General features: G+C 70.7%; 23 protein-coding genes. 21 read left to right on the top strand and 2 right to left on the bottom strand.

Annotation, left to right across the window (positions count from 1 at the left end; translation table 11 throughout):
• Window positions 1-31: 31 nt before the first annotated feature.
• The 21 genes from rpiB (at window position 32) to ACVTJA_RS34525 (ending at window position 19,041) form a co-directional block, all read left to right on the top strand.
• Complete coding sequence (gene rpiB / locus ACVTJA_RS34625) at window positions 32-475, top strand: ribose 5-phosphate isomerase B (protein ID WP_465826045.1); 444 nt, start codon at window positions 32-34, stop codon at window positions 473-475.
• A 37-nt stretch (window positions 476-512) separates the two neighbouring features.
• On the top strand, window positions 513-1,769 hold the full coding sequence (locus ACVTJA_RS34620) for a serine hydroxymethyltransferase (RefSeq protein WP_465826043.1): 1,257 nt from the start codon (window positions 513-515) through the stop codon (window positions 1,767-1,769).
• A 30-nt stretch (window positions 1,770-1,799) separates the two neighbouring features.
• On the top strand, window positions 1,800-2,297 hold the full coding sequence (nrdR, locus tag ACVTJA_RS34615) for a transcriptional regulator NrdR (protein WP_465826041.1): 498 nt from the start codon (window positions 1,800-1,802) through the stop codon (window positions 2,295-2,297).
• A 9-nt stretch (window positions 2,298-2,306) separates the two neighbouring features.
• Window positions 2,307-3,470 (top strand): bifunctional diaminohydroxyphosphoribosylaminopyrimidine deaminase/5-amino-6-(5-phosphoribosylamino)uracil reductase RibD, encoded by a 1,164-nt coding sequence (gene ribD / locus ACVTJA_RS34610; RefSeq protein WP_465826039.1) that lies wholly within the window; start codon window positions 2,307-2,309, stop codon window positions 3,468-3,470.
• A gap of 42 nt (window positions 3,471-3,512) precedes the next feature.
• Window positions 3,513-4,172 carry a riboflavin synthase gene (locus ACVTJA_RS34605; protein WP_465826037.1) on the top strand — a complete coding sequence of 220 codons (660 nt, stop codon included), beginning with the start codon at window positions 3,513-3,515 and terminating at the stop codon, window positions 4,170-4,172.
• 39 nt (window positions 4,173-4,211) lie between these two features.
• Window positions 4,212-4,715 (top strand): 6,7-dimethyl-8-ribityllumazine synthase, encoded by a 504-nt coding sequence (ribH, locus tag ACVTJA_RS34600; protein WP_465826034.1) that lies wholly within the window; start codon window positions 4,212-4,214, stop codon window positions 4,713-4,715.
• Window positions 4,716-4,717: 2 nt separating this feature from the next.
• Window positions 4,718-5,137 carry a transcription antitermination factor NusB gene (nusB, locus tag ACVTJA_RS34595; RefSeq protein ID WP_465826031.1) on the top strand — a complete coding sequence of 140 codons (420 nt, stop codon included), beginning with the start codon at window positions 4,718-4,720 and terminating at the stop codon, window positions 5,135-5,137.
• Window positions 5,138-5,168: 31 nt separating this feature from the next.
• Window positions 5,169-5,660, top strand: a complete 492-nt coding sequence (locus ACVTJA_RS34590) for a M17 family peptidase N-terminal domain-containing protein (protein ID WP_465826027.1) — start codon at window positions 5,169-5,171, stop codon at window positions 5,658-5,660.
• A gap of 55 nt (window positions 5,661-5,715) precedes the next feature.
• Entirely contained in the window at window positions 5,716-6,090 is a 375-nt protein-coding gene (locus tag ACVTJA_RS34585) for a response regulator (protein WP_465826024.1), read from the top strand.
• Window positions 6,087-8,549, top strand: a complete 2,463-nt coding sequence (locus tag ACVTJA_RS34580; protein WP_465826021.1) for a chemotaxis protein CheA — start codon at window positions 6,087-6,089, stop codon at window positions 8,547-8,549. Before ACVTJA_RS34585 ends, ACVTJA_RS34580 begins: the two co-directional genes overlap by 4 nt.
• Before the next feature lie 34 nt (window positions 8,550-8,583).
• Window positions 8,584-9,150 carry a chemotaxis protein CheW gene (locus ACVTJA_RS34575; RefSeq protein ID WP_465826018.1) on the top strand — a complete coding sequence of 189 codons (567 nt, stop codon included), beginning with the start codon at window positions 8,584-8,586 and terminating at the stop codon, window positions 9,148-9,150.
• Window positions 9,147-9,671 (top strand): chemotaxis protein CheW, encoded by a 525-nt coding sequence (locus ACVTJA_RS34570; protein WP_465826015.1) that lies wholly within the window; start codon window positions 9,147-9,149, stop codon window positions 9,669-9,671. Before ACVTJA_RS34575 ends, ACVTJA_RS34570 begins: the two co-directional genes overlap by 4 nt.
• A complete protein-coding gene (locus ACVTJA_RS34565; protein ID WP_465826013.1) occupies window positions 9,668-10,075 on the top strand; it encodes a hypothetical protein in 408 nt (135 codons plus the stop codon). The genes ACVTJA_RS34570 and ACVTJA_RS34565 overlap by 4 nt, the downstream gene beginning before the upstream one ends.
• Window positions 10,072-12,048, top strand: a complete 1,977-nt coding sequence (locus ACVTJA_RS34560) for a HEAT repeat domain-containing protein (RefSeq protein ID WP_465826012.1) — start codon at window positions 10,072-10,074, stop codon at window positions 12,046-12,048. The genes ACVTJA_RS34565 and ACVTJA_RS34560 overlap by 4 nt, the downstream gene beginning before the upstream one ends.
• Window positions 12,049-12,059: 11 nt before the next feature.
• Window positions 12,060-12,941, top strand: coding sequence for a CheR family methyltransferase (locus ACVTJA_RS34555; protein ID WP_465826010.1), 882 nt, complete (start codon window positions 12,060-12,062; stop codon window positions 12,939-12,941).
• The gene (locus ACVTJA_RS34550; RefSeq protein WP_465826007.1) at window positions 12,938-13,975 is read left to right on the top strand and encodes a protein-glutamate methylesterase/protein-glutamine glutaminase; all 1,038 of its coding nucleotides are present in this window, start codon (window positions 12,938-12,940) and stop codon (window positions 13,973-13,975) included. The genes ACVTJA_RS34555 and ACVTJA_RS34550 overlap by 4 nt, the downstream gene beginning before the upstream one ends.
• A gap of 164 nt (window positions 13,976-14,139) precedes the next feature.
• A complete protein-coding gene (locus ACVTJA_RS34545) occupies window positions 14,140-14,520 on the top strand; it encodes a response regulator (protein WP_465826004.1) in 381 nt (126 codons plus the stop codon).
• Between the two features lie 14 nt (window positions 14,521-14,534).
• Complete coding sequence (locus ACVTJA_RS34540; RefSeq protein WP_465826001.1) at window positions 14,535-15,296, top strand: ABC transporter ATP-binding protein; 762 nt, start codon at window positions 14,535-14,537, stop codon at window positions 15,294-15,296.
• Between the two features lie 85 nt (window positions 15,297-15,381).
• Window positions 15,382-17,103 (top strand): putative ABC exporter domain-containing protein, encoded by a 1,722-nt coding sequence (locus ACVTJA_RS34535; RefSeq protein ID WP_465825999.1) that lies wholly within the window; start codon window positions 15,382-15,384, stop codon window positions 17,101-17,103.
• A 96-nt stretch (window positions 17,104-17,199) separates the two neighbouring features.
• Entirely contained in the window at window positions 17,200-18,087 is an 888-nt protein-coding gene (locus tag ACVTJA_RS34530; protein WP_465825997.1) for an NAD(P)-dependent oxidoreductase, read from the top strand.
• A gap of 174 nt (window positions 18,088-18,261) precedes the next feature.
• On the top strand, window positions 18,262-19,041 hold the full coding sequence (locus tag ACVTJA_RS34525; RefSeq protein WP_465825994.1) for an HpcH/HpaI aldolase family protein: 780 nt from the start codon (window positions 18,262-18,264) through the stop codon (window positions 19,039-19,041).
• Between the two features lie 9 nt (window positions 19,042-19,050).
• On the opposite strand, the gene ACVTJA_RS34520 is transcribed toward ACVTJA_RS34525, so the two are convergent.
• Window positions 19,051-20,460: a RagB/SusD family nutrient uptake outer membrane protein gene (locus ACVTJA_RS34520; protein ID WP_465825992.1), complete on the bottom strand. Its 1,410-nt coding sequence runs from the start codon at window positions 20,458-20,460 to the stop codon at window positions 19,051-19,053.
• 4 nt (window positions 20,461-20,464) lie between these two features.
• Window positions 20,465-23,308 (bottom strand): SusC/RagA family TonB-linked outer membrane protein, encoded by a 2,844-nt coding sequence (locus tag ACVTJA_RS34515; RefSeq protein ID WP_465825990.1) that lies wholly within the window; start codon window positions 23,306-23,308, stop codon window positions 20,465-20,467.
• Window positions 23,309-23,463: the final 155 nt, after the last annotated feature.

The following is a 23,463-nucleotide window of genomic DNA, read 5'->3' as shown; positions in this document are numbered from 1 at the left end:
GCCTCTTCGAGGCCGGCTCCAGGAGACTCGCGTGAAAGTCATTCTCGCTTCCGACCACGCGGGCCTGGAGCTGCGCCAGGAGCTGGTCGCCGCGCTGAAGGAGCGTGGCGTGTCCCACGACGACGTGGGCCCCGTCACGCGTGACTCGGTGGACTACCCGGACTTCGCCTCGCGCGTGTCGCGCGCGGTGGCGGCCGGGGAGTACACGCATGGCGTGCTGGTGTGTGGCACCGGCATCGGCATGAGCATCGTCGCCAACAAGCACAGGGGCGTGCGCGCGGCCCTGTGCACCACCGAGTTCGAGGCCCGCATGGCCCGGGCTCACAACGACGCCAACGTGCTGTGCCTGGGCCAGCGCGTGGTGGGGGCCGGCGTGGGCCGCGCCATCCTCGAGGCGTTCCTCAGCACCCCATTCGAGGGCGGCCGCCACGAGCGGCGCGTCCAGAAGATTCGCGAGGCCGAGTCCCAGGGCTAGCGGCCCCGCCGTACCCGTTGTCCGAAGGGAATCCGCCATGGAGAACACCCGCACGCTGTCCGACGTGGACCCGGAGATTGCCCGCGTCCTTCGTGAGGAGACGCAGCGTCAGGAGGAGGGGCTGGAGCTCATCGCCTCGGAGAACTTCGTCTCTCCGGCGGTGATGGAGGCGGTGGGCTCGGTGCTCACCAACAAGTACGCGGAGGGCTACCCCGGCAAGCGCTACTACGGCGGCTGCGAGGTGGTGGACGTCGCGGAGAACCTCGCCCTCTCGCGCGTGAAGGAGCTGTTCGGCGCGGACTCGGCCAACGTGCAGGCGCACTCCGGCAGCCAGGCCAACATGGGCGCCTTCATGGCGCTGATGAAGCCGGGCGACACCATGCTGTCGCTGGACCTCAACTCCGGCGGCCACCTCACGCACGGCGCGGCCTTCAACTTCTCCGGCAAGCTCTACAAGGTCGTCCACTACGGCCTGACGCGCGACACGGAGACCATCGACTTCGCGCAGGTGGAGTCGCTGGCCAAGGAGCACAAGCCCAAGGTCATCGTCGTGGGCGCGAGCGCCTACCCGCGCACGCTCGACTTCGCGAAGTTCCGCGAGATTGCGGACAGCGTGGGCGCGGCGATGCTGGTGGACATGGCGCACATCGCCGGCCTCGTGGCCGCGGGCGTGCACCCGTCGCCGGTGCCCTTCGCGGAGATTGTCACCAGCACCACGCACAAGACGCTGCGCGGCCCGCGCGGTGGCCTGGTGCTGTGCAAGGAGCCGTTCGCGAAGACCATCAACAGCCAGATCTTCCCCGGCATCCAGGGCGGCCCGCTGATGCACGTCATCGCGGGCAAGGCGGTGGCCTTCAAGGAGGCGCTGTCGCCGGAGTTCAAGGCGTACCAGAAGCAGATTGTCTCCAACGCCAAGGCGCTTGCGGAGGCGCTGAAGGGCGCGGGCCTGCGGCTGACCTCGGGCGGCACGGACAACCACCTGATGCTGGTGGACCTGCGGCCCAAGAAGCTCACGGGCAAGGTGGCCGAGGAGGTGCTCGGCAAGGCCGGCATCACCGTGAACAAGAACATGATTCCGTTCGACCCGGAGAAGCCGATGACCACGTCCGGCATCCGGGTGGGCACGCCGGCCATTACGACGCGCGGCATGCGCGAGGCGGAGATGGCGGTGGTGGGGCGGCTCATCGGCGAGGCGCTGGACGCGGCGCAGGACGACGCGGCCCTCACGCGCATCAAGGGCAAGGTGAAGGAGCTGTCCCAGGGCTTCCCCCTGTACGCCTCGCGGCTGAAGTAGGAGGCTCTTCGGGAGAAGTCCCGCCACGCCATGCGCTGCCCCTTCTGTCAGGATGCCGAGAACAAGGTCATCGACTCGCGCGAGTCGCATGAGGGCTCGGTCATCCGCCGGCGCCGCGAGTGCCTGGCGTGCAAGCGCCGCTTCACCACGTACGAGCGGGTGGAGGAGCTCTACCCGCTCATCGTGAAGAAGGACGGGCGGCGCGAGGTGTTCGACCGCGAGAAGATTGTCAGCGGCCTGAAGAAGGCATGCGAGAAGCGGCCCGTCTCCGCCGACCAGTTGGAGGAGACGGTGGTGGCAATCGAGCGGCAGCTGCAGGGGATGGGCGAGAAGGAGGTCCCCTCGTCCGTCATCGGCGAGGAGGTCATGCGCCGCCTGCGGCAGTTGGACGAGGTGGCGTACGTACGCTTCGCGTCCGTCTACAGGAGCTTCCGCGACATCGCGGAGTTCATGGACGAGCTGAAGCCGCTGCTCGAGTCCGAGGAGCGGGAGCGCAAGGCGAAGGCGCCGCCGGGCACGGACGGTTAAAGAGGGAACATGCGGCTGCTGACGCGGGCACGGTTGGAGGCAACGAGGGCGCCCCGGGCGAAACGGGCGGCGGACTTCGACCGCGCCGTGGCCGAGTTCTTCATGCGCATCGCCCTGGAGGAGGCGGCCAAGGGGCTGGGCCGCACCAGTCCGAATCCGGTGGTGGGCGCGGTGCTGGTGAAGGGCGGGCGCATCATCGCCCGCGGCTACCACAAGAAGGCGGGCACGGCGCACGCGGAAGTCGTCGCGCTGGAGGCGGCGGGCTCGAAGGCGAGGGGCGCGGACCTCTACACGACGCTGGAGCCGTGCGACCATTACGGGCGCACGCCGCCGTGCAGCCTGGCGATTCTGGAGGCCGGGGTCCGGCGGGTCATCAGCGCGTCCTCGGACCCCAACCCGCAGGTGAGCGGCAGGGGCGTGGCCCGGCTGCGGCGCGGCGGGGTGCAGGTGCTCACGGGCGTCCTCGCGGACGAGGCGGACACGCTCAACCGGCCCTTCTTCAAGGTCATGCGCACCGGCATGCCCTGGGTGACGCTGAAGGCGGCGGTGACGCTGGACGGGAAGCTGGCCACGGCGACGGGTGACTCGCGCTGGGTGACGGGCGAGCCGGCGCGCGCGTGGGTGCACCGGCTGCGCGACGCGGTGGACGTCATCCTCGTGGGCGCCAACACGGTCCGGAAGGACGACCCCAAGCTGACGACGCGGCTCCCAGGAGGCGGGGGCAAGGACCCGCTGCGCGTGGTGGTGGACAGCCACCTGCGCCTGTCCCCGGGCTACACCGTCTTCACGCAGCGCAGCCCCGCGCGCACGGTGATTGCCACGCTGGAGGACCCGGAGGGCCGCAAGGCTCGGCGCTTCCTCGCCCAGGGCGTGGAGGTGTGGCAGATGCGCCAGAAGGCGGGCCGGGTGGACCTGAAGGCCCTGCTGAAGCGCATCGCCAAGAGCGGGCTCAACCACGTGCTGGTGGAGGGTGGGGCGGAGATGTACGGCTCCTTCCTGCGCGAGCACCTGGCGGACTCGCTGGCGCTGTTCCTCGCGCCGAAGCTGATTGGCAGCCCGGGGCTGTCGTGGGCCGGAGATTTGGGCGTGAAGGAGATGGCCCAGGCCGTGTCCGTGAGCGACCTCACCTTCGAGCGCATCGGCAACGACATGCTGCTGCAGGCGCTGCTGTAGGCCCGCGGGCAACCCGTCTGCGCGCCGGTTATAAGGGCGCTCATGTTCACCGGGCTCATTCAGGACCTTGGCAGGGTGGAGCGCGTCATCCCCGGCGGGATGACGGACCTCTGGATTCGCACCTCGCTCGGCGCGGAGAAGTTCGACCTGGGCGAGTCCATTGCCGTCGACGGCGCGTGCCTCACGGTGGTGGAGCGCAGCGGGGACACCTTCAAGGTGCAGGCCGCGCCGGAGACGCTCCGCCGCACCACCCTGGGCGCCGTGCGGCCGGGCGACCGCGTGAATCTGGAGCGCGCCCTCGCGCTGGGCGACCGGCTGGGCGGCCACCTGGTCTCCGGCCATGTGGACGCCGTCAGTGAGGTCCTGGAGACGTTCCCCGAGGGCGGCTCCTGGGTGATGGTGTTCCGCCTGCCCCAAGAACTGGCCCCGTACTTCATCGAGAAGGGCTCGGTGGCCATCGACGGCATCAGCCTCACCGTGAACTCGGTGGAGGCGGACCGCTTCAGCGTGCAGCTCATTCCGGAGACGCAGGAGCGCACCACCCTGCGGGGCAAGGCGGTGGGCACCCGGGTGAACCTGGAGGCGGACCAGATTGGGAAGTACGTGGCCCGGCTCTTCGCCCTCCAGCGGGGGCAGGGAGCACCCGGGGGCGGTGGGCTGACGGCGGCGGCCGTCCGGGCGGCGGGCTTCGGCACGCCGTAGGCCGCGACGCCGGGACGCGGCTGGTGTAGGAAGCGCCGCATGCCTCGCTATTTCGAAGGTGACTTCCTCCCGCCCAAGGGGCGTTTCGCCATTTGCGTGGCCCGCTTCAACGGCTTCATCACCGAGGAGCTGGCCAAGGGCGCCGTGGACACGCTGGTGCGCCATGGCGTCGCGGACGCGGACATCGACGTGTACCGCTGCCCCGGCACCTATGAGCTGCCCGGCCTCGTGCGCCGCGTGACGGAGTCCCGCCAGTACGTCGGTGTGATTACGCTCGGCGCCGTCATCCGCGGCGGCACCCCCCACTTCGACTACGTGGCGGGCGAGTGCGCCAAGGGTATCGGTCAGGTGGCCTTCAGTGCGGCGGCGGGCACTCCGGCCACGGCCGTCACCTTTGGCGTGCTGACGTGCGATACCGTGGAGCAGGCCATCGACCGGGCGGGCGTGAAGGCGGGCAACAAGGGCGCCGAGGCCACGATGGCCTGCATCGAGATGGTCAACATGTACGCGAAGATGGCGGCGACGGACGGAAGGAAGGCGTAGCCATGGGCGCGCGGAGAACGGGACGCGAGCGGGCGCTGCAGGCGCTCTACCAGCTGGAGATGGCCCCGGCGACGGTGTCCGAGGCCCTGGAGTCCGCCTGGACCGCCTCCGAGGAGGCCAGGCGCGACCCGGACGCGGTGAAGTTCGCCCGCGAGCTGGTGGAGGGCGTGCAGGGCCACCGCGAGGAAATCGACCAGTTGATTGAACGGCACAGCCACAACTGGCGCCTGGACCGCATGTCCCGCATCGACCGCAACGTGCTGCGCCTGGGCATCTTCGAGCTGAAGTACCGCCCGGACATCCCTCGTAAAGTCACCATCAACGAGGCGGTGGAGCTGGGGAAGAACTTCGGCACGGAGGAGTCCAGTGCCTTCGTCAACGGCCTGCTGGACCGCGTGGCCGTGGCGCTGAACAAGCCCTGAGGCCCTGGAGTCGCAAGCGAGGGACGTCCGCGTGAGCCAGACGACGACGCACGACATCGGGTTGGAGGGGCTGGATTCGCTCGGCGGGGTGGACGCCCTGTGCCTCTTCGTGGCCGAGGATGACCGGCCCCTGCCGACCTCCGCCGGCTACGTGGACTGGCGCCTGTGCGGCACCCTGTCCCGGGTGTTGAAGAATGGCTTCTTCACCGGGGCCAAGGATGACTGGCTCCTGTTGCCGTCGGACGGGAAGCTGTCCGTGCCGCGCATCTTCGTGGTGGGGCTGGGCTCCCGGCAGAAGCTGGACGCGGGGGCGCTGAGCGAGGCCCTGGCCAACGCGGGGAAGGTGCTGAGCCGGGCGAAGGTGGACTCGGTGGCCCTGGAGGTGCCCTTCGGGGGCCGGGCGGAGGACGCCGCGAGGGCGGACGCCTACCAGAAGGGCTTCCTCCCGGCGTTCAAGGGTGGACGGGTGGCGCTCCTGGTGGACAAGGGGCTCGTCCGGCTCCTACCAGGACGCAAGGGGTGACGCGCAGCGGCCGTCCGGGCGTTCTGTTAGCATGGGCCGTCCGGGGCGAGCGCACATGCGTGTCAAGGTCTTGATTGTCGAGGACTCCAAGGCGTCGCGCGAGTACATCGCCGCGATGGTGGAGGCCGTGGAGGGCATCGAGGCGATTGTCACCTCGAGTGGCTTCGAGGCGCTGAAGCTGCTGCCCCGCCACCGGTTCGAGCTCATCATCACCGACATCAACATGCCCGACATCAACGGGCTGGAGCTCATCAACTTCGTCAAGAAGAACCCCAACTACAAGGACGTGCCCCTCTTCATCATCACCACCGAGGGGCGCGAGCAGGACCGCGACCGCGGCATGGCGCTGGGGGCGACGGAGTACCTGGTCAAACCCTTCCTGCCCGGGAGCCTCGAAGAGCTCCTGCGGCGGTACCTCAAGCTGCCGTGAATCCCGGCTCCAAGGCCCTGGCCGAGTTCGTGGCCGAGGCGACCGAAATCCTCGATGCGCTGGGGAAGGACCTGCTCGTCCTCGACGAGCGGCGCGGGCAGGAGGCGGACCCGGAGCTGGTCAACGGCATCTTCCGCGCGGCGCACTCGCTCAAGGGGCTGTCCGGGCTGTTCGGCCAGGAGCGCATCTCCCGGCTGGCGCACGGGACGGAGGAGCTGCTCGACCGGCTGCGCCTGGGCCGGCTGCGGCTGGACGACACGGCGCTGGACGCGCTGATCGAGGCGCTGGACGCGTTCCAGGCGCTCCTGGCCGAGGCGGCACGGGGCGCGGAGACGGAGCCCCTCTCCCGGCGCGTGGAGGCGATGACGGAGCGGCTGGCGGGGCTGGGCTCGCCGCCCGTGTCGGTGGACGAGGACCCGCTGGACCGGCTGGAGCTGGACCCGCAGGTGCGCTCCGTCTTCACCGAGTACGAGGAGCACCGGCTCCGCGAGAATGTGCGGCGCGGCGTGTCGCTGTGGCGCGTGCGGGCCGCCTTTGATTTGTCCGACTTCGACAAGGGGCTGGCGGAGCTCAACGCGCGCCTCAAGCCGCTGGGCGAGGTCATCAGCACGCTGCCCTCCGCGCGCCCCGGCGGGACGCACGGCATCGCCTTCGACCTCATCTTCGGCGCGCAGGCGTCCGGCGAGGAGCTGGAGGCCGGGCTGAAGGGCACGCCCGCGGAGCTGTCCCCGCTGGCGGTGCGCCCGGCGGCCGGGGCCACGCAGGCCGCCGCGCAGGCCCTGGCTCGCGCCGTGGAGCCGCCTCCGTCGTCACGCGCGACGCTGTCCCGAGTGGATGCGCCCGCTGCTCCGGCGAAGCGAGGTGGGAAGAAGAAGGGCGCCAAGGCGGGCACTGCGTCCACCGGAGCCGCGGCCCAGCAGCCCCTGCTGCCAGCATCCGAGGTGGAGGGGGCTGACGGTGCGGGCCCTGGCGACGCGTGGGTCGCGGAGCCGTCGCGGACCGGCGGCGCTGACTCCTCGGCCGAGGGCGACGCGCGGGTGCCGTCAGCGGCGTCCGGACATTCGCAGGGGACAGGCAATGCTCTGGTGCCGGTGACGCCCTCCGCGCTCCAGACATCCCCAGGCGCCCCCGGGGCCTCGGTGGCGTACCTGCGAGCGGCCAGCACAGCGCAGCGCGCGGTGGTGACGGAGACGTCCAGCGCGGGCACGGCCTCCTCCGCGCGCCCGGAGGGCGACGGCACGTCACTGCGCTCGCTGACGCAGACGGTGCGCGTGGACATCAGCAAGCTGGACGGCCTCATCAACATGGTGGGCGAGCTGCTGCTCATCAAGGCCAACCTCCAGCGCCTCGCGGAGTCCGCGCGACAGGACGGCGCGGTGGCGCTGTCGAAGCTCTTCGGCCAGGAACTGGCGCGCGAGACGCGCGGCCTCGAGCGCAAGCTGGAGGCCCTGCAGGAGGGGCTGCTCGAGGCGCGCATGGTCCCCGTGGGCCAGGTGTTCGACAAGCTGGCCCGGCTGGTGCGCCGCATCACCCGCGAGGCGGGGAAGGAAATCGAGTTCGTCATCGGCGGCGGCGAGGTGGAGCTCGACAAGCTCATCGTCGAGGAGCTGAGCGACCCGCTGATGCACCTCATCCGCAACGCCATCGACCACGGCGTGGAGTCTCCCGAGACGCGCCTGGCCGCTGGCAAGCCCCGGCGCGCGGTGGTGGCGCTGCGCGCCGAGCAGAAGGGCAACCACGTCGTCATCGAGGTGTCTGACGACGGCGCCGGAATCGACGAGCTGCGCGTGCGCGAGGTGGCCCTCACCCGGGGCCTCATCACCTTCTCGCAGGCGCAGGAGATGAGCCGCCGCGAGCTGCTCAACCTCATCTTCCTGCCCGGCTTCTCCACCGCGCGCAGCGTGTCCGAGCTGTCCGGCCGCGGCGTGGGCCTGGACGTGGTGAAGAACAACCTGGGCAACCTGTCCGGCATCATCGACGTGTGGAGCGAGCGCGGGAAGGGCACCGCCTTCCACCTGACGCTGCCCGTCACGCTGGCCATCATCCGCGCGCTGGTGGTGGGTGTCAGCGGCCGCACCTACGCGGTGCCGCTCAACAGCGTGCTCGAAATCCTCTCCGTACAGCCGAAGGACATCCGCACGGTGGAGCGGCGCGAGGTGCTGGACCTGCGTGGCCAGACGCTGCCCTTCATGCGGCTGGCGCGGATGTTCGCCCTGCCGGAGCGGCCGGTGAGCCGCTACTTCGTGGTGGTGGTGGGGCTGGCGCAGGAGCGGCTGGGAATCGCCGTGGACGAGCTTCACGGCCAGCAGGACATCGTCACCAAGCCCCTGGGCGGGCGGCTGCAGTCCGTCCGGGGTATCTCCGGCGCCACGGACCTGGGCAATCGACGCACCGTGCTGGTGCTGGACGTGGCGGCGCTGCTGGAAGAGGGCCTGGCCATGGAGCGCCGCCGGGCCTGACGTGCGCGGCGGCCGGCTGCTATCCTTCGCGGCTGTGTCCAGGTTCGCAGAGCTACTCGACGACTTCTTCTACCGCCCGGACGAGGACGTCGCCGGACTGCAGGACTTCGCCGCGGGAAGCGACGGAGCGCAGGCCTCCGCACCGGAGGAGGTGCCGGAGGAGTACCTCGCGTTCCACCTGGAGGGTGAGTGCTACGCGGTGCCCATCCGCGCCGTGCGCGAAATCTCCAAGGTGCCTCCGTTGACGGAGATTCCGCGCGCGGAGCCGCAGTTGCTCGGCGTCATGAACCTGCGCGGCGAACTGCTGCCCGCCTACGACATCAAGGTGCGGCTGCGCCTGACGGAGAAGGCCCCCGTCGTCGCGGGCCCCGAGGCCCCTCCGCCTCCTCGCGACGCGCGCATCCTCGTGCTGCGCACGGAGTCCGGGCCGGCCGGGGTATGGGTGGACGGCGTCACCGGCGTGGTGCGGCTGAAGCCCTCCATGCTGGAACCGGCGCCTCCGGGGCTGCGCACGGGCGAAAGGGACTGCGTGGTGGGCATTGGCCGGCGAGGGCCCACGCTCTACATCCTCCTCGACCCGGAACAGGCGCTCGCCTCATGAAGGACCCGGTCAACCTCCTGGCGCGCCGGCCGCGCGCGGTGCTGGACGCTCCCGCCGACGCGGCGGACACGCTCGTGCAGCTCTGCGCCTTCTTCGTGGGCAACGAGGAGTACGTGCTGGACATCATGCGCGTGGAGGAAATCCTCCCGCCCCAGCGAATCACTCCCATTCCGCATGCGCCCTCTTTCGTGGACGGCGTGCTGCACTTGAGAGGAATCATCCTCCCGGTGGTGGACCTGCGCCGCCGGCTGTTGGGGCAGGCGACATCGGAGACGCCGAAGACTCGGCTGCTGGTGTGCAAGCTGGGGACGCGGCGGGTGGCGGTGCGCGTGGACCGGGTGGCGGAGGTGTTGCGGGTGCGCAGGGGAGACATCAAGCCCGCGCCCGCGTTGGTGGTGGCGGGGCGCTCGCCCTTCGTGGTGGGCGTGTGCGGGCCGCCGGACCGGCTCCGGCTGTTGTTGGATTTGAAGGCATTGCTTCGCGCCGAGCTGGAGCGCGAGTCGACCCGGAGACCCGAATGAGCATGCAGGACATGGCGCGCGCGGACTTGGAGTCGCTCGAAGGGCATCGGCGCATCCTCGGCATCATCTTCATCGCGCTGAGCGTGCTGACGCTCCTGATTGCGGTGGCGTTCGGCTTCTTCTCGGCCGTCCTGGTGGGCCAGCTGGAGGGGATGCGGCACTCGAGCGCCGATGAGAAGGCGATGATGACGGCCGTCCTCCTGGGCTCCACCGGCTGCCTCTTCCTGTTGGGGCTGCCGGGGCTCATCACCGGCATCGGCCTCTTGAAGCGCCGGCCCTGGTCCCGCGTGCTGGCGCTGGTGATGGGCATCCTCGGCATCGCCAACATCCCGCTGGGGACGGCCCTGGGCATCTACACCATCTGGTTCTACTCGCAGGCGGGCTCAGACCAGGTCTTCGAATGAACCCGCTGCCCGAGTTCCCCGCGGAGGAAGCCCGCTACCGCGCGCTCCAGGAGCTGGACCCTCGGGCGGCGGGAGCGCTGGAGGTGCTCGTCACCGGCCTCCATGACGCGAGCTGGCGCGTGCGCCACGTGGCGGCGGACGCCCTCAAGCGGCTGCCGTCCTCGCGCGAGGTGGCCGAGCGCCTCATCCGCGTGCTGGGCGAGCGAGGCGAGACGGGCGCACGCAACGCGGCGGCGGAGGCGCTGGCCGGCCTGGGCGGCGCGGCACTGGGGCCGCTGGTGTCGCTGCTGGGACACCCGGACCCGGACCAGCGCAAGTTCGCGGCGGACATCCTCGGGCAGCTCGGGCAGCGCGCCGCGGAACTGCCGCTGGTGCAGGCGCTGGAGGACCCGGACCTCAACGTGCGGGTGGCCGTGTCGGAGGCGCTGGGGCGCGTGGGCGGTGAGCACTCGGCGCGCGCGCTGGAGGGCCTGCTGAAGGATGCGGAGCCGCTGTTGCGGCTGTCCGCGTTGGAGGGGCTCGCGCTGCTGCGCCGGCCGCCCCCCCTGTCCGTGGTGCTGGTGATGCTGGAGGACCCGCGCCTGCAGCGCAGCGCCTTCCGCGTGCTGGGGCTGGTGCCGGAGGTGGTGGCCACGGAGCGCATCTGCCAGGGGCTGGCGTCGCCGGTGCGCTCGGTGCGCGAGGCGGCGCTGGGCGCGCTGGGCACGCAGGTGGCGCTGGTGGAGCCGGTGCTGCGCGGCGAAATCGAGTCGGTGGTGCGCGCGGCGCTGCGCCGGTTGCCGGACGCGGCGCAGCGGCTGACTCAGGCGCTGGAGGCCGAGGACGTGACGGTGCGCGCGGGCGCGCTGGTGTCCGCGGCGGCGCTGGGCGAGGCGTCTTTGGCGCTGCCGGTGGCGGAGGCCGCGCGGGAGGATCGGCTGCTGCGCGAGGTGCTGAATACGCTGGTCCGCCTGGGGCCGGAGGGTGGGCGCGCGCTGCTCGTGCACATGGCGGACCTGTCCTCGCCGGCCCGTGCAGCGGCGGCCGAGGCGCTGGCCGACCTGGTGGCCCCCGACTCGGTGACGGCGCTGTGCGCGCTGCTGGAGTGGGCGGAGGACGACCTGCGCGCGGTGGTGGTGCGGGCGCTGGGGCGCACGCGCTCGCCGGAGGCGGTGCCGCCGCTGGTGGACCTGCTGGTGGACCCGTCCCTCGCGGGCGCGGCGACGCGGGCCCTGGGCGTGCTGGCGGACAGCAACCGGGCGGCGGTGCTGGACGCGCTGGAGCAGGCTGTCTCGCGCCGGGCGACGTCGGCGGCGGTGGCGGCGCTGGCCCGGGTGGGCGGTGCACCCGCGCTGCCCGCGTTGCGGCAACTGGCTCGGGACGCGGAGCCCACCTGGCGCGCGGCGGCGGTGGAGGCCGCGGGCGAGGTGGACGGCGCGGTGGGCCGCGAGCTGGCGCGCGCCGCGCTGGCGGACGAGGCGGTGCAGGTGCGCGCCGCCGGAGTGCGCGCCATGGGCCGGCTGGGTGGACCTGAGGCGGGAGCGCTGCTGCGGCCCGCGCTGCACGATGAAGACCCGTCCGTGCGCCTGGCCGCGGTGGAGGCGGTGGGCGAGTGCGGCGCGGCGGACCGGGCCGCGGACGTGGAGGCCCTGGTGCGCCACCCGGATGGAGCGCTGGCCGTCGCGGCGGTGCGCGCGCTGGCGCGGCTGGGCATGGCGAGCCCTGGCGTGCTGATGGAGGCGGCGGCGCACCCCGACGCGGAGGTGGTGAAGGCGGCGCTGTCCGCAGGAGCCCTGAGCGCGGAGGGCGTCGAGCTGGCGGTGGCGCTCTTGGGGCACCCGCGCTGGGACGTGCGCGCGGCGGCGGCACGGGTGTTGGGAGATTCGGGCGGGCCGGAGCGACTGGACGCGGCGCGCCGGGCGTTGGAGGCGGAACCGGACGCCCTGGCGCGGCAGACCCTCTCCGACGCGGTGGAGCGCCTGTCCCGGCGCTGAGGAGAGACCGCGTGGCCCGCTTCGACGACAGCCGTCCGGAGATGACGCCGGAGGAGTTCCGCCTCCTCCGGGACCACGTGTACTCGCACTGCGGCATCCTCGTGCACGAGGACATGAAGTTCGTCATGGAGCGCCGGCTGTGGACCCGGCTGGAGGCGCTCGGCCTGCCGGACTTCGGCGCCTACCACCGCTACCTGCGCTACGACGCGCAGAGACACGCGGAGCTGGAGGCGGCCGTCGAGTCGCTCACCACGCACGAGACGTACTTCTTCCGCGAGCCCTCGCAGCTCAAGGCCTTCTGCGAGGAATTGCTACCGCTGCTGGAGAAGCGCAACGGCCGCACGAAGCGGCTGCGGCTGTGGTCGGCGGGGTGCTCGTCCGGAGAGGAGGCCTACACGCTGGCCATGCTCCTCAAGGACAGCCGCCGCTTCGACGACTGGGACGTGGAGGTGTACGGCACGGACATCTCCCGGCGCGTGCTCGCGATGGCACGGCGCGCGGAGTACGGGGCGTCCGCGCTGCGCGCCACGTCGGCGGACCTGCTGGAGCGCCACTTCCAGCCGGCGGGCAACAACCGCGTACGCGTGCGCGACGAGGTGCGGTCCTGGGTGTCCTTCGGTCACCACAACCTGCTGGACGAGACGGGCAGCCAGCTGGTGCCGCGCATGGACGTGGTGTTCTGCCGCAACGTGATGATCTACTTCGACCTCGCAGCGCGCCGCCGGGTGCTGCGCATCGTCCGCGACAGGCTGGTGCCCGGGGGCTACCTCCTCCTGGGGCACTCGGAGAACCTCTTGAACCTGGGCGCCGACTTCGAGCTGGTCCACCTGCGAGGGGACCTCGTGTATCGCCGGCCGGAGCTGCCGGGCCTGACGGGCGGGGAGGGACGATGAGCGCGCAGGACGCCATCAACGTGCTCGTCATCGACGACTCGGCGCACAACCGCCACACGCTCACCACGCTGCTGGAGTCCGCGCCCGACGTGCGCGTGGTGGAGCGCGCGGCCGACGGCGAGGAGGGCCTGAAGAAGGTCCTCGAGCTGAAGCCGGACGTGGTGACGCTCGACTTGGAGATGCCGAAGCTGGGGGGCTACACCTTCCTCCGGCTGCTGATGCGCACGGTGCCCACGCCCGTCATCGTCATCTCCAGCTACTCGCACAAGTCGGACGTGTTCAAGGCGCTGGAGTTGGGCGCGTTCGACTTCATCGCCAAGCCGCCGCGAGGCACGCGCGAGGCGCTGGACGAGCTGCGCAACGAGCTGCTGGACAAGGTGCGCGCGGCCCGGCACGTGCGGCCCGGACAACGTCACGCGGCGCCGGGGGCACGGGCCATGGCGGTGGCGGGCGAATTGCCACTGGTGGTGGCGGTGGGCGCGTCCACGGGTGGCCCTCCGGCGGTGCAGCGGTTGTTGGAGGGCCTGGCCGCGGAGCCGACGCCTTGCGTGCTGGTGAGCCAGCACATGCCCTCGCAATTCACACGCGCCTTCGCCGAGCGTCTGGACCGTATCGGCCCGTTCACGGTGACGGAGGCGTGCGACGGGGACGTGGTGCAGCCGGGGCATGTGTACATCGCTCCGGGTGGACGGCACATGGTGGTGGCAGAGCGGGGCACGAAGCTGGAGTTGCACACGCCGCCGCCCACGCCGCTGGACAAGTACGCGCCCAGCGTGGACCGGCTCTTCTGCAGCGTGGCACAGGTGCTGGGGCCGCGCGCTTTGGCGGTGGTGCTGACGGGCATGGGCGCGGACGGCGCGGAGGGCGCGCGCGAGGTGGCCCGCGTGGGCGGCGAGGTCTGGGCCGAGTCCGAGGAGACGGCGGTGGTGTTCGGCATGCCGGGCGAGGCCATTGCCACCGGCGCGGTGAAGCGGGTGTTGCGGCTGGGGGAGATGGGCCCCGCGCTGGCGACCCTGGCCCGGCGCAAGCGGTAGCGGCTGTCGCTGCTTTTTCAACGGAGTGGCGGAAGTCCTGACGCCCGGAGTGTCACCCGGAAGTCCGGAACCGCGTGGAAGGTGCGTCCGGAGGACAGGGCTCCCCGCGGGGCCGGTGCTTCCCTTCAGTGGCCGAACGGCCCGGGTGGTAGTCTTTGAAGGCTATGACGCAGCAGATCCGAGCGCTGGTGGTGGATGACTCGCAGGCGATGCGGCGCAGCATCATGTACGCCCTGCAGCGCATCAGCGGCATGGTCTGCACCGAGGCCCAGGACGGGGCCGACGGGCTGAAGAAGCTGACGCAGGGCCGGTTCGACGTGGTGCTGACGGACATCAACATGCCGTTGATGGACGGGCTCAAGCTCATCAGCCACATCCGTCAGGCAACGGACCACCGGCACGTGCCCATCGTCGTCATCACCACGGAGAGCGCGGCGGCGGACCGCGATCGCGCCATGAGGCTGGGCGCCAGCGCGTACCTCGTGAAACCCGTGCAGGCGAAGGTGGTGATGGATACCGTTCGGGACGTGCTGAAGCTGGACTGAGGGCCGCCCCACGCATGGATGCTGTCCTGGAAGTCGACGGGCTGGAGAAGGTCTACGGTGACGTGAAGGCCGTGCGAGGGCTCTCCTTCGCGGTGGCGCCGGGGGAGATTCTGGGCCTCGTCGGGCCCAACGGCGCGGGGAAGACGTCCACGCTGCGGTGTCTCGCGGGAATCCTTCCGCCCAGCGCGGGGCGCATCGCGGTGGCGGGCAATGACTTGAAGCAGCGGACGGTGGAGGCGAAGCGCGCGCTGGCCTTCCTTCCGGATGAGCCGCGCTTCTTCGACTACCTCACGGTGTGGGAGCACCTGAACTTCACCGCGCGCCTCTATGGCGTGGAGGACTGGGAGGCGAGGGGCCGTGCGCTGCTGGAGGAGATGGAGCTGTCCGGCAAGGAGAAGGCGCTGCCGGGTGAGCTGTCTCGCGGCATGAAGCAGAAGCTGTCCATTGCCTGCGGCTTCCTGCACTCACCGAGGCTCATCCTCCTGGACGAGCCGCTCACGGGGCTGGACCCCATTGGCATCCGGCGGATGAAGGCCTCGCTGCGGCGACGGGCGGAGGAGGGCGCGGCGCTGGTGTTGTCCTCGCACCTGCTGCCGCTGGTGGAGGAGCTGTGCCACCGGCTGCTGGTGATTGCGGGAGGCCGCGCGGTGGCGCTGGGTACGTTGCCGGAGATTCGTGCGCGGCTCACCGGTGCGGAGTCGGAGGGCGTGTCGCTGGAGGAGCTCTTCATCCGCATCACCAGCGCGGCGGCGGAGCCCGGGATGCCGTCACCGTGAGCGTCCCTCGCGCGGGACGCACTTCGATGGAGGACCTCTCCAGTCGTCCCCACCGTGCGGTGACGAGGCGCGGAGCGTCGTCCGCATGAGCTTCCCTCGGGCGGTGCTTTTCCTCTGGGTCGCATCGCTGCGCAACCGCGTGTGGCGGCAGCTCTCGCGACTGCGGCACCCGCGCTACCTGGTCGGCGTGATCGTAGCGCTCGTGTACCTGTACTCGGCAATTACCCGCACGGTGGGCTCGCGGGGGCTGGGCGGCCTGGGCGGAGGCCCGAGGGTGTTCGCGGAGCTGTCTCTGGTGGGCTCGGTGCTGGGGACGGTGTTCGCCGCGTGGGTGCTGGGCAGGGACCAACCCTCGCTCACCTTCACCGAGACGGAGGTGGTGCAGCTCTTCCCCGCGCCCGTCACGCGGCGCGCGCTGCTGCACTACAAACTGGTGCGTGGCCTCATGGGCGCGACGGCGGGCGCGCTGTTCGCCACGCTGTTCATCGGCCGGGTGGTGAGCGCCACGCCGGTGCTCTTCTTCCTGGGCGCGAGCCTCGCACTGGGCACGCTGTATCTGCACACGACGGCGGCGGCCTTCACTCGCACGCGCCTGGCGGCCCGAGGTGTCTGGGGCCATATGCTGCGCTGGGGCGGTGTGGCGCTGGTGCTCGTGGCGGTGTCGGCGGCGGTGCTCTCCGCCCTCCGCGCGCACCCCTTCCCCGAGGAGGTGTCCTCGTCGCGCGAGCTGCGCGCCTGGCTGCAAGCGGTGATGGAGTCGCCGGGCCTGGGCGCGGTGCTGTGGCCGGGCCGCGTCCTGGTGGAGCCGTCACTCGCGGGCAGCGTGAGCGGCTTCTTGCGCGCACTGCCGCCGGTGCTGGCCCTGGCGGCGGCGCACTACGCGTGGGTGGTGCTGGTGGAGGTGCCCTTCGAGGAGACGGCGGTGGTGCGCGCCGAGTCCCGCGCGCGAGAGCGGGCGCTGCGCGCGTCGGGGCAGCGGGCCGGGACGTACACGCTGCGCAAGCCGCCCTTCCGGCTGGCGGCGCGAGGGCGGCCGGAGGTGGCGCTCATCTGGAAGAACCTCATCGCCCGCAAGCGCATGGCGGGAGGCCTCGCCGTGTTCGCCCTCTTCGTCGTGTTCGGCGGGGCCATCGCCGCGCTGATGGGGGACGCGCGCCTCTTCACGGACACGCGGCGCGTGGTGGGCCCGCTGGCGTTGACGCTGGCGGTGATGCTGACGGTGGTGGGCCCGAGCGCCTTCCGCATGGACCTGCGGATGGACTTGCCGAAGCTGGACCTGCTGCGAGCGTTGCCACTGACGGGGCGACAGGTGGTGGGCGCGGAGCTGGCGGCGTCCGCGCTGTCGGTGGCCGGCCTCCAGCTCACGCTGCTGACGGTGGCGCTGCTGATGGGGCCCGGCACGGAGGAGTCCCAACTGGGCGAGTGGTGGTGGCCGGGCGGGCTGGCGCTCGCGGTGCTGCTGCCCTCGCTGTCGCTGGCGGGGCTCTTCGTACAGAACGCGGCGGTGGTGCTGTTCCCCGCGTGGGTGCCGGCGGACGCGGGCAACCGGGTGCGCGGCCTGGAGGCCATGGGCCAGCGGTTGCTCACGATGCTGGGCACGCTCGTGGTGATGCTCGCGGGACTGATTCCGGCGGCGATGGTGGCGCTGCTCATGGGCCTGCCGCTGTACCCGGTGTTGGAGAACTGGACCGCACCGCTGGCGGCGCTCGGCGCGGCGGGCGTGCTGGTGGGGGAGGTGGCCCTGGGCGTGGTGGCCCTGGGCCGGGTCTTCGAGAGTCTGGACGTGTCCGAGGAGCGGCCGGAGTAGGCGCCCGCCACGGTCCGCTCGTGGACGCTCGCGCGCTTTCATCATGCGTCCGCCGCGCGCGCCGATTATCCCAGCGCGCCTCGGGAGGACACTCGCATGAAGGTCGGATTCGTCGGACTGGGGAACATGGGCCTGCCCATGGCGAAGAACCTGCTCGCCGCGGGGCACGAGCTGACGGTGTGGAACCGCACGCAGGCCAAGGCCGGCCAGCTGCGCGAGAAGGGCGCGCGCGTGGCCAACACCCCCGCGGAGGCCGCGCGCGGCGCGGACGTCGTCTTCAGCATGCTCGCGGATGACCGCGCCGTGGAGGACGCCGTCCTCGGGAAGGACGGTGTGCACGCGGGGCTGGGGAAGGGCGCCGTGCACGTCTCCTCCAGCACCATCTCCGTGGCCCTCTCCGAGAAGCTGACGGAGGCCCACGCGAGCGCCGGGCAGGGCTACGTCTCCGCGCCGGTGTTCGGCCGTCCCGAGGCCGCGGACGCAAAGCAGCTCTGGGTCATCACCTCCGGGCCGAAGGCGGACGTGGAGCGCGTCCGGCCGCTGCTGGAGGCCCTGGGCCGCGGCCTCACCGTGCTGGGTGAGAAGCCCTCCGCCGCCAACGTGGTGAAGCTGTCCGGCAACTTCCTCATCGCGTCCATGATGGAGGCGCTCAGCGAGGCCTTCGCCCTCACGCGCAAGTCCGGCATCGAGCCGAAGCAATTCTTCGAGGTGTTCCAGTCCGTCTTCGCGCGCGCCCCCATCTTCGAGCGCTACGCGCAGCTCATCGCCGAGGAGAAGTACTCGCCCCCGGGCTTCACCATGAAGCTGGGCCTCAAGGACGTGGGGCTCGTGCTGGACGCGGGCCGAGGCGCCGAGGTGCCCATGCCCCTGGCCAGCCTCTTGAAAGATACGTACCTCGGCGGCGTCGCACAGGGTCATGGCGACCTCGACTGGTCCGCCATCGGCATGCTGGTGGCGGAGCGCGCCGGGCTGAAGAAGCGCTGACCCGGGTACTCGCGGCCCCGCCTCTGTAATCCCGAGGACGTCCCCGAGCGCGGGACATCATCCGGCGTATTGCGCTCACGCGAGCCCCTCGTGTTCTGCTGGGACACGAGGGGCCTGCGGCGCATCCGGGCCCCTGCTGGTGTTCATCCGCTGGAGCCTCGGGCAAGGGGAGCGATGCTGACGGAGAACCGACTCAGGAAGTCCATCCACGGGGGCGCGCTCGCGCTGGGACTGGTGAGCACGCTGCCACTGCCGGCGCTGGTGGAGCTGGTGGGGTACGCGGGCTACGACTTCATCATCCTCGACCAGGAGCACACCCCCGTCGGGCCGGAGCTGCTGGAGCACCTCATCCGGGCCGCCGAGTGCGCCAACATCACTCCGCTGGTGCGCGTGCCCTCGTCCGCGCCGGACGCCATCACCCGCGCGCTGGACGCGGGCGCGCTGGGCGTCGTGGTGCCGCGCGTGCGCAGCCGGGCAGAGGCGGAGGCCGTGGTGCGCGCCTCGCGCTTCCACCCGAAGGGAGACCGGAGCCTGAGCGACGGACGGCCCACCGGCTACGGCCGGCTGCCGCTGCCGGAGTACGCGACGCGCGCCAACCGTCAAACCCTGGTGGTGCTGAGCATCGACGACCGCGCGGGCGTGGAGGCGGCGGACTCCATCGTCACCGTCGAGGGCGTCGACCTGGTGTTGGAGGGAGCCGTGGCCCTGTCGCAGTCGTACGGCGTGCCGGGGAAGCTGGACCACCCGGAGGTGCAGGCGGCCATCCGCAAGGTGGCGCAGGCCTGCCGCAGCAACGGGGTGTCCTACTGCGCCACGCCCCGCCTGCCTGACGAGGCGGAGCGCTGGCAGCGGGAAGGTGTGGCCGCGCTGCTCCTGGGGGATGACAGGAGCCTCACCTTCCGCGCGCTCCAGGCGCACATGGAGAACGTGCGCCTGGAGCTCACCACTCAGTAGCCGGGCGGCCTACTTGCGGCCGTCCGTCTCCAGCGTGGGGATGGGGAAGCGCTCGTGCGGCGCGAAGCTGGGGTCCAGCTCGCGGGGGAGCGTGTCCAGCTTGTTGTAGCGGCGCAGGTCAATCCAGCGGTGGCCGCCCTCGAACAGGAGCGAGTACCGCTTCTGCTTCAGCAGCTCGTCCAGGGCGTTCTCCGCGGTGATGTCCGCCTTCGCCGGCAGGCGGCCGGAGCGGGTGCGGATGTAGTTGATGTCATCCGCCGCCGGACCAATCTGGCCCAGGCCGAGGTTGGCCTCCGCGCGCAGGAGGATGAGCTCCTCGTTGCGGATGAGGGGCACCGGCGAGTCCGCGCTCGGGTACAGCGTGAACTTCAGGTCCGTGGACAGCTTGCCGTCCGCGGCCTTCACGGGCTCGGCCAGCTTGCGCGTCTTGCGCGACACGCGGTCGTCAACCTGCCCGTTCGCCTGGTTCTCCGCGTCCGTGACGATGGACGGGTGCGCGTAGATGGTCTGGCTGAGCAGGTTGTTGTCCAGGTCGCCCGAGGCCGCGCGGAACGTCTGGAACACGCCGCGGTTGAGCGAAGCCAGGGCCGCGCCCTTCGCACCGTCATCCGCGGGGATGCTGGTGTCGATGAACGACTGGCTGATGGCCGTCAGCGCGTCCTGGTAGTTGCCCTGATACACGGCCACGCGAGCCTTGAGCGCGCGGTTGAACTTCAGGAACGTCGCGGGCGTGTTGAAGTCGTCCTGCGTCTCACCGGCGTTCATGTTGAAGCCGGTGGTGAGCGCGAACGGGAAGTCCGCCTCGCCCGCGGCCTTCAGGTGGTCAGCGCCCTCGTCGAGCAGCGTGGAGATGTGCTGGAACACCCGCTCCTTGCTCTCGATGGGGGCCAGCTCACCCAGCGGCAGGTCCACGGCGATGGGCGCGCCGTTGGTGTCGTGGGTGTTGATGATCACCAGGAAGTCCAGCGCCATCAGGGTCTTCGTGAAGCCGCGGATGGCCTCCTTCTCGGCGTCCGTCGGGCCCGCCACCTTGTCCACCGCCGCCAGCAGCGTGCTGGCGTTGCGGATGTTGGCGTACGGGCTCGTCCAGAAGTTGCCGCCGAAGGCCGGACCGCCCGGGTCCAGGTCGGGGCCCAGCAGCTCCTCGACGGTGCGAGGCTCCGCGGGGTCGAAGACCAACGCCTCACGGCCGATGACGCCCAGCTCCGCGACGTAGCCGTTCTGCGCCGCCAGGCCAATCCGGTTCCCGATGAGCAGACCCGTCGCCGCGCTGTTGACGCGCGACGGAGTCGGGTTGTTGCGGAAGTCGTCCAGGCTGACGTTGTCCAGGTCGGTGACGTCGAGGCCACCGCACCCGCCCAGGCCCAGTACCGCGGCCAGCATCACCACTGCCTTCTTCGTCGAATACATGGTCTTCATGGCCTTAGAACCCGACGTCGAGGGACGTCCAGAAGCTGCGGCTGGGGGGGAACGGGGCGACGTCGATGTTGCGAGCGATGGCCTGGTTGCCGAAGTTGCTCACCTCCGGGTCCAGACCCGAGTAGCTCGTGAAGGTGAGCAGGTTGCGGCCGCTCAGGCTGAGCCGGGCCGACTGCACCTTCGGAATCGCCGACACCCACTGCTTCGGGATGTTGTAGGTGAGCGTCACCTCGCGCAGCTTCACGAAGGTGGCGTCCTCCACGTAGACGCCCGCGTTGTTGCGGCGGTCCGTCAGGCGCTGGCGGCCGCCCGTCTCGAAGTCCTCGGACGTGCCCGAGGCGTCATACAGGAAGCGGGTCAGGTTGATGATGTCGCTGCCCTGCTGCCAGTGGAACATGAACGACAGGGTGAAGTCCGAGTACTTCAGGGTGTTGGCGAAGCCGACGATGAAGTCCGGCTCGGTGTCGCCAATCTTCTTCACCTGCAGGTTGCCGTCCGCGTCGCGCACGTTGCCGACAATCTGCGTCGCCGAGGAGCCCTGCTCGATGCGGAAGGCGCCCAGGCCGGTGCCGAAGCCGCCGGTGAGGAAGGCGGGCACGGGCAGGTCCGTCACCTTGCTGCGGTTGAGCGCGAAGGTGGCGGAGCTCGTCCACTCGAAGGCGCCGCGCACCGGCGTCACCTGCAGCATGGCCTCCACGCCGCGGTTGCGCAGCGAGCCGCCGTTGAAGATCTGCGTGGTGAAGCCCGTGGAGGGAGGCAGGTTGCGCTGCAGGATGAGGTCGCTGATGGTGCGCTGGTACAGCGTCAGCTCCGCCACCAGGTCGCCGCCGAAGAAGAGCGCGTCGACACCGGCCTCGATTTCACGCTGCCGCTCGGGCTTGATGTTCGGGTCGCCGGCGATGCCGGAGCCGATGAGGCCCGGGGTGCCCTGGACGTTGTTGATGGTGGGCAGGCTGTTGAACTTCATGCCGTAGCGGGGCAGGTTGCCCGTCTCTCCGTAGGCCGCGCGCAGCTTGAACTCGTTCACCGCGGGGTGGAACGAGGGGAGCCGGTACGCGGTGGACAGCTTCGGATAGAAGTACAGCTTGTTCTCGTTGCCGTTGGCGCTGCTCTGCTCACCGCGGACGGCGCCCACCAGGGTGAGGCGCTCGTCGAGCATGAGCATCTCCTCCTGCACGTAGTAGCCACGGTCGCGGATGAGCTGGCGGTCCTGCCGCACGCCCACCACCGTGCCCGAGTCCACGTTGGACTGGCCGGCGTTCAGGTTCTCGCTGACCACGTACACCGAGTTGACGCTGCGCTCCTCGAACTGGGCACCACCGGAGGTGGTGGAGACGAGGGCCTTCGAGGCGGGCCGGTACGTGTGCACCAGGTTGAGGCCGCCGTTCAGGTTGCGCACCTGGCTGGTGCCGAACAGCGACGTGCCCGGGAAGGTGTCATCCACCGGCTCGAAGTTGAGCTCGGGCGGGAAGACGAGGGTGTTCTCCTGCTGGAAGCGGTCCACGCCGGCGTTGGCGAGGAAGCGCAGGTGGTTCTCCTCCGACTTCCACAGGTGGACGGTGGCATCACCCGCGCCGATGAAGCGCCACACGTCCTCGTCGTTCTTCACGAGCGCGGCCGTCTGCAGCGGGTTGGCCCCGTTCCCCAGGAAGGGGTTCTTCGGGTACACGCCGTTGCCATCGGCCTGGAGGTTCAGGAACTCCGGCGACGACGGCATCGTCATGTAATACGTGATGGTCTGGTTGTCGTTGTTGGTGAGGCCGCGCTGTCCCAGCGTGTGGATCAGGTTGGTGGAGACGTTGAGCTCCACGCCCTCGCCAATGTTCTGACCCAGGTTGAGCCGGAACGACTCCTTCTCGTAGCCGGTGTTGGCGATGATGCCTTCGTCGTTCTTCACCAGCGCCGAGGCGAAGTACTTCGTGCTGCCCGCCGCGCCGCTGATGCTGGCCAGCGTCTCCGAGGACAGGCTGCGGCGGCCCGCGAGCAGGGACTCCTGGTCATAGGTGCGGCCGGGCACGTAGTACTGGGCCGCGTCCTCGCCGAAGGTCTCGATGACCTCGTCCACCGTCTCGAAGCGGCGGGTGCCCAGCTTGTTGGCCAGCGCGTAGAAGCCGAGGCGCTGGGTGATGTCGATCTTCGGCGCACCCTCGCGGCCGCGCTTGGTGTTGATGATGACCACGCCGTTGGCCGCCTTGGAGCCGTAGATGGCGGCCGCGGACGCACCCTTGAGGACCTCGATGCTCTCGATGTCGTTGGGGTTGATGTCCGCGATGCGGTTGACCTGGTTGTCCTGCGTGGGGGACGGGTTGGAGCCCGACACCGAGTCCGTCACGGTGTAGACACCGGACGCAATCGCCACGTCGCTGACGAGCACGCCGTCGATGACGTACAGCGGCTGCGTGGAGCCGTTGATGGTGGACACGCCGCGCAGGCGCATCTGCATGCCGCCGCCCGGCGCGCCAGAGTTGCTCTGGATGTTGGCGCCGGCCACCTTGCCCTGGAGGGCCTGGTCCACCGTCTGCGAGGGAGAGCGGTTGAGCTCCTCGGCATTCACGGAGGCCACCGAGTTGGCCAGGTTCTTACGGGCCACCTCGGAGGCTCGGCCCACGACGACCATCTCCTCGGAGAAGACGTTGTCGAGCAGGACGTTGAGGACTTCGCGCTGGTTGGCGCCGACCTTCACCTCGCGCTCGCCGTAGTCCTGGCTGGAGAAGAGCAGCGTCACCGGCCCCTGCGGCACGTTGGGCAGGGAGAAGGTGCCGTCCAGCTCCGTCTCCACGCCCTGGGTGGTGCCCTTGATGATGACACGCACCAGGGGCAGGCCCTCGTTCGTCAAGCGGTCCGCCACACGGCCCTTGATGGTGCGCCCCGCTACCGGAGCCGCCGCGGCTGGCTGCGCCGCCGGTGCCGCCGGACCTGCGGCGTCGGGCGCCGGCGTTGCCGGTGCCTGTGCCGCGGGTGCCTGCGATTCGGGAGCCGGCGCCGGGCTTGCCTCCTGCGCCA

This window comes from Pyxidicoccus sp. M6, assembly GCF_055568925.1.
Note: the sequence above shows the minus strand (reverse complement) of the source record. Positions and strands in the feature narration are given on the sequence as shown.

What these genes read in the sequence shown, in the direction of transcription:
- ACVTJA_RS34585 (WP_465826024.1), top strand. Translation starts at nt 5,716, where the DNA reads ATGCGTGTCAAGGTCTTGATTGTCGAGGACTCCAAGGCGTCGCGCGAG.
- ACVTJA_RS34535 (WP_465825999.1), top strand. Translation starts at nt 15,382, where the DNA reads ATGAGCTTCCCTCGGGCGGTGCTTTTCCTCTGGGTCGCATCGCTGCGC.
- ACVTJA_RS34540 (WP_465826001.1), top strand. Translation starts at nt 14,535, where the DNA reads ATGGATGCTGTCCTGGAAGTCGACGGGCTGGAGAAGGTCTACGGTGAC.
- ACVTJA_RS34525 (WP_465825994.1), top strand. Translation starts at nt 18,262, where the DNA reads ATGCTGACGGAGAACCGACTCAGGAAGTCCATCCACGGGGGCGCGCTC.
- ACVTJA_RS34520 (WP_465825992.1), bottom strand. Translation starts at nt 20,460, where the DNA reads ATGAAGACCATGTATTCGACGAAGAAGGCAGTGGTGATGCTGGCCGCG.
- ACVTJA_RS34545 (WP_465826004.1), top strand. Translation starts at nt 14,140, where the DNA reads ATGACGCAGCAGATCCGAGCGCTGGTGGTGGATGACTCGCAGGCGATG.
- nusB (WP_465826031.1), top strand. Translation starts at nt 4,718, where the DNA reads ATGGGCGCGCGGAGAACGGGACGCGAGCGGGCGCTGCAGGCGCTCTAC.
- ACVTJA_RS34570 (WP_465826015.1), top strand. Translation starts at nt 9,147, where the DNA reads ATGAAGGACCCGGTCAACCTCCTGGCGCGCCGGCCGCGCGCGGTGCTG.
- ACVTJA_RS34530 (WP_465825997.1), top strand. Translation starts at nt 17,200, where the DNA reads ATGAAGGTCGGATTCGTCGGACTGGGGAACATGGGCCTGCCCATGGCG.
- ribH (WP_465826034.1), top strand. Translation starts at nt 4,212, where the DNA reads ATGCCTCGCTATTTCGAAGGTGACTTCCTCCCGCCCAAGGGGCGTTTC.
- nrdR (WP_465826041.1), top strand. Translation starts at nt 1,800, where the DNA reads ATGCGCTGCCCCTTCTGTCAGGATGCCGAGAACAAGGTCATCGACTCG.
- ACVTJA_RS34620 (WP_465826043.1), top strand. Translation starts at nt 513, where the DNA reads ATGGAGAACACCCGCACGCTGTCCGACGTGGACCCGGAGATTGCCCGC.
- ACVTJA_RS34550 (WP_465826007.1), top strand. Translation starts at nt 12,938, where the DNA reads ATGAGCGCGCAGGACGCCATCAACGTGCTCGTCATCGACGACTCGGCG.
- ACVTJA_RS34565 (WP_465826013.1), top strand. Translation starts at nt 9,668, where the DNA reads ATGAGCATGCAGGACATGGCGCGCGCGGACTTGGAGTCGCTCGAAGGG.
- ACVTJA_RS34560 (WP_465826012.1), top strand. Translation starts at nt 10,072, where the DNA reads ATGAACCCGCTGCCCGAGTTCCCCGCGGAGGAAGCCCGCTACCGCGCG.
- ribD (WP_465826039.1), top strand. Translation starts at nt 2,307, where the DNA reads ATGCGGCTGCTGACGCGGGCACGGTTGGAGGCAACGAGGGCGCCCCGG.
- ACVTJA_RS34605 (WP_465826037.1), top strand. Translation starts at nt 3,513, where the DNA reads ATGTTCACCGGGCTCATTCAGGACCTTGGCAGGGTGGAGCGCGTCATC.